Source organism: Pedobacter sp. 01N416 (assembly GCF_056399685.1).
Map to the genome: position 1 here is coordinate 1 of NZ_JBFTRT010000405.1, position 4,771 is coordinate 4,771.

Annotated in this window: 1 protein-coding gene and 1 pseudogene; both read right to left on the minus strand. The window is 39.6% G+C overall.

What is annotated here, in order from left to right; translation table 11 throughout:
- Positions 1–354: pseudogene (locus AC1DND_RS19945) on the minus strand (alpha-galactosidase); the annotation flags it as partial.
- Between the two features lie 531 nt (positions 355–885).
- Positions 886–4,771, minus strand: a 3,886-nt coding sequence (locus AC1DND_RS19950; RefSeq protein WP_477584289.1) for a hybrid sensor histidine kinase/response regulator transcription factor, incomplete at its 5' end; no start/stop codon positions are given.

The window sequence follows — 4,771 nt, forward strand, 5'->3', positions numbered from 1 at the left end:
CCCTCCCTGTCCGTCTGCTGCCGACGGGAACCGGTTCAAAGCAGGCAGATAACGGCCAAATTTATCAATTACATATTTTGGATCCGTTTGGTTATATCCTCCTGCTTTATCATTTTCCACAAACCAGCGGATATCTACAACGATATATTCCCATCCGAAAGATTTCAATTTGGAAGCCATGTAATCTGTATTGGCTTTTACTTCGGCTTCTGTAACGGAAGAGCCGTAACAGTCCCAGCTATTCCAGCCCATTGGAGGAGTCTTCGCCCAATTCTTAAAATTCTGCTGTGCGTAAGTTTGATCAATTGTGAAGATTGAACAAAGTAAAAGCAATACTGATGCTATTCTTTTCATGCGTTTTATATTTGGTCTTTCACAAATATAAATAATAAGCGTTAAAACAACGATTATTATCGAGGCATTTAGTACGTATCAAGAATAATATTACTCAAGTGGCAAAAGCAATGTCGTTAAGTTAAGCGCTTTTAACCTGGGTTCAATATTTAAATACCGATTTGATTATCTCGTTTTTGGGTTAAGTCAGTCGTCACCCTGAATTTATTTCAGGGTCTTTCCTGCCAAAAAAGATGCTGAAACAAGTTCAGCATGACGATGAGATTAGGAATAAGCCTTGTCTGATAGTTATTTTTACAATTTAATAATCGACCTCAGGCTTTTAACAACAGATGCACGCAGATAAACACGGATTTCATATCTGTGTACATCCTTTCTATCTCCCGAAAATCGGGACAAGTCGTGGTTAAATTATTTTGCTTGTGCCGAATGGCTTACCTTAATAACATTGAGAAGCAACATAGCTGTGTTTTTATTTAATTCAACACCATCAATCAACTTATCCTTTCCGAAAGGCACAAGGAGCTGTTTTTAATCCGAATCCTTTTTTTTCGCTCTATATTCTGAAGGAAGTAACTGGTATTTTTCCCTGAATGCCTTTGCAAAATAGTTAGGGGTGCTAAAACCGACCATATAACAGATTTCAGAAATGGTTTTACTACTTTTCTCCAATAAAACAGCGGCTTTCTCGAGCTTAACAGACCTGATAAAATCAACAGGGGTTTTACCGGTAACCCGTAAACACTTTCTGTATAACGATACCCTACTGATCATCATATGTTTGCTCAGATCTTCTACCGATAATTGAGGTTTATGGAGATTGTCTTCAATGTAAAGCAATGCGGTGTTCAGGAATTTCACATCATCGGATTCTATTTCCATTTCTGGCGATGCCATACTCACCTGCCTGGAATAAGTTTTTTTAAAGGTTTGATTCAGCGTGAGCAGGTTCTTGATTTTGGAATGCAAGATCTCAAAATTAAAGGGTTTGGTCATGTAATCGTTCGCTCCTATTTCTAACCCTTTTAGCTGTTCTTCTTCACCCGTTAAAGCCGTTAAAAGAATAATCGGTATATGCTTTGTCCTCTCGTCTGATTTTAATTTCCCGCAAAGCTCATTGCCATTCATTTCAGGCATACTGATATCGGAAACGATCAGATCTGGATGTAGTGCAAGCGCCTTTTGCCAGCCTTCCTTACCATTTGATGCCTCTTCGATTTTATAAAAAACCCTCAGGTTATCTTTAAGGTAAAACCTAAAATCCTCGTTATCCTCAACCAACAGAATGAGAGGGGCATTTTTTACGCGGAGGTGCTTGTCGGCAGATTCTTTTTCCCCATCTTTTTTATCTGGCGCGGCATTTGGCACATCGGCATCCTCAAGGTGTTTTTGCTCCTGCCCTGAAATGGCAACGGGTACAAGATTTAGGGATAATGTAAAACAACTCCCCAAACCAGGTTCACTTTTTACTACTATTTCGCCACCATGCATTTTGACAAACTCTCTGGTGATAGAAAGGCCTATACCTGAACCCTGGTTAAGAATGGAAGAGGTAGTATCATTTTGGAAAAACCGTTCGAATATTTTTTCCTGTTTATCCTTTGGAATACCAATCCCCGAGTCCATCACTTTTAACTCCAGTGAAACCCTGCCATCCGCTGGTTTACCACCCAGTATTTGTAGCTCAACACCTACTGTCCCCCCTGTTGGTGTAAATTTAAATGAGTTCGAAAGTAAATTGAACAATATCCGCTCTATCTTATCCTGATCATATGATACGTATAAGTTTTCTATGGTGCTTTTAAAAGTAAGTTTGATCTGCTTCCGTTCTGCCAGATCGTAAAAAGAATCTGTTGCATCTTTAATGAAGGAAACAATTTCGCCATCGCTATTATTTAACCGTAGTTCCTGCTCTTCCATTTTACGGAAATCGAGCAGTTGGTTTACCAGGTTTAATAACCGCCTTGCATTTCTTTTTATCATGGCCAGCTGACCATACCTTTCCTTCTCTTTAGATTCGATCAAAAGTTTGTCTACGGGAGCCAGGATCAGGGAAATAGGCGTCCTGAACTCGTGACTCAGGTTGGTTAAAAATTTAATTTTTAACAGGTCAAGTTCCCGTAATCTTTCAGCCTCCTTACGGTCTTGCTCGCGTAATTGCCGCGCCTGGATTCTTTCCTGTACCAAAGCAAATTCCCGCCTTAATTTATTGATCCCCCTTCTCCTAATAAATAGCAACAGGCAACCAATGGCCAAAACATACAGGATATACGCCCATGTTGTGCGCCAGAAGGGAGGTAAAATGGTAATTTTCAATTGTGATTCGGCCAAGAGTACAGCGTCATTTTCATTAAAAGCCCTTACATGGAGTATATATTTGCCGGGATCAAGGTTTGTAAAAGTAGCTTTACGGCTTTCTGAAGGTACCGTAAGCCAACGTTTATCGAATCCTTCCAGACTGTATTTATAGATTACCTTTTGGGGATTAAAATAATTGAGCAGTGCAAACTGGACTGAAAAAATATTCTCTTTATAGCTAAGGCTTAAATTCTTAAGTTCTGTTATGGTTTCGGGCAAAATAACATGCCCGTTTATACTTTCACCAACGTCTACCTTATGGTAAAATACTTCTAAGTCAGTCATGACCAACGCTGAGGGAAACTGGCTGTTTTTGATCTGCCCTGCCCTGAAAATATTGAAGCCGTTCGGCCCCCCAAAAATTAGTTCGCCGGCTTTAGTTTTCAGTACTGCATTGATGTTAAACTGTGTATTCTGCAACCCGTCTGACTTGTTGTACTTACTGTACCTGAATTTATAGATTTTCCCCTGAGCAATTACAGAAATTTTGTAAAGCCCTTTAAGGGAACTGTACCAGATATTGTGATCCTCATCTTCGATAAGTGAAAGCACTGTATTTTCAGGCAGGCCAATCTCTTCGCTTAAATTAGTGAACTTTCTGCTTGCAGGATTGTATATGCTTATCCCTTCTCTTGTGCCTATCCAAATCCACYCCCTGCTATCATTGGCGATTGAATTTACGACACCCTGTATCAGGGAATTAGTATCCCTGTTGTTGTTTTTTAAATAGCTAAACTTAGCGGTTTTTGCATCCAGGATATTCAACCCTGCTGTGGTGCCTATTAAGATGTTTTTGTTTTTATCTTCGTACAAACAGGTAACCACATAAGCATTTAATGTATTTTTAACCGAAGGGTTAAAGTGTTTAAATTTTCCGGTACTGCGGTCAAGTAAATTCAGCCCACCGTTTAAGGTTCCTACCCAGAGCCTGTTGGAAGAATCTTCCTGCAAAGCATAAATCCGGTTATCTGAAATACTCGAGGGATCAGCGGTGTGCTTAAAATTCGTAAACTTCTTCCCGTCAAAAGAATCAAGCCCACCTAAATAGGTACCGATCCATAAAACACCTGAATGATCGATGGTAAGGCTGATCACAATATCACTACTTAACGAATTATTGCTGGCAGCATTATTACGGTACCTTTTTATTTCGCCTGTACTTCTGTTCAAGTACAACAGGCCTGCTCCGTTTGTTCCGATCCACAGGTTACCTTTGTTGTCCTCCGCAAATGAATTAACATCCTCGTTTAGCGCATTTTCCCCAGTTAAATACTGATTTAAGGGGAATTTATAAACACTTTTATGGTAATAAGAGATTCCTTTTTTGTAGGTCCCGACCCACACTATTCCATTGTTATCTTTATATAAAGCCCCTACACTATTATCACTTAAGCCCTTCAGGTCACCTTCTTTACTTAAAATATAGGTTAACCGGTGGGTATGTTTGTCCAGGATATTGATTCCGCCATGATCGGTCCCTATCCAGATATTTCCATCGTCGCCCTCAATTACCTTGCTTACGTTATTTGAGCTTAATCCGGAGTGATCTTGCTTTTTCCCAAAATAACTAAACTGATCACTTACCACATTAAGGTAATATAAACCGAAAGGATTACCCCTGCTATAAATAAAAATATTGCCTTCCGAATCGCGGTTGAGATTGAAGGAATTTACCTGCTCACCAAACCTTTTGTTGATGACAAAATACCTGCTTGTCACCCTGCGATTCTTTAAATTGAACTTATCAAGAACACCACTGGTATAAATAACCCATAAATTGCCTTTTTCGTCATCAATAAAATCGCTTATCTGATCAGCATATAGCGAATTGGATACGCCGTTCTGATGGCCATACCTGACGGTTGCATTAGTTTTTGGATCATAGCAAAAAATACCCAGGTTTTCGATCAGGAAATAGAGCTTGCCGCTATTATTGGTTTTTATCCCCCTCAGGTACCCAACTGGAAGTTTATAYTTTTTAAGGTGTTTATCCTGGAACCGTTCAAACTTTTCGGTTGAGGGACTGTAAATACTAAAACCACCTCCAGAGGTAATCCAT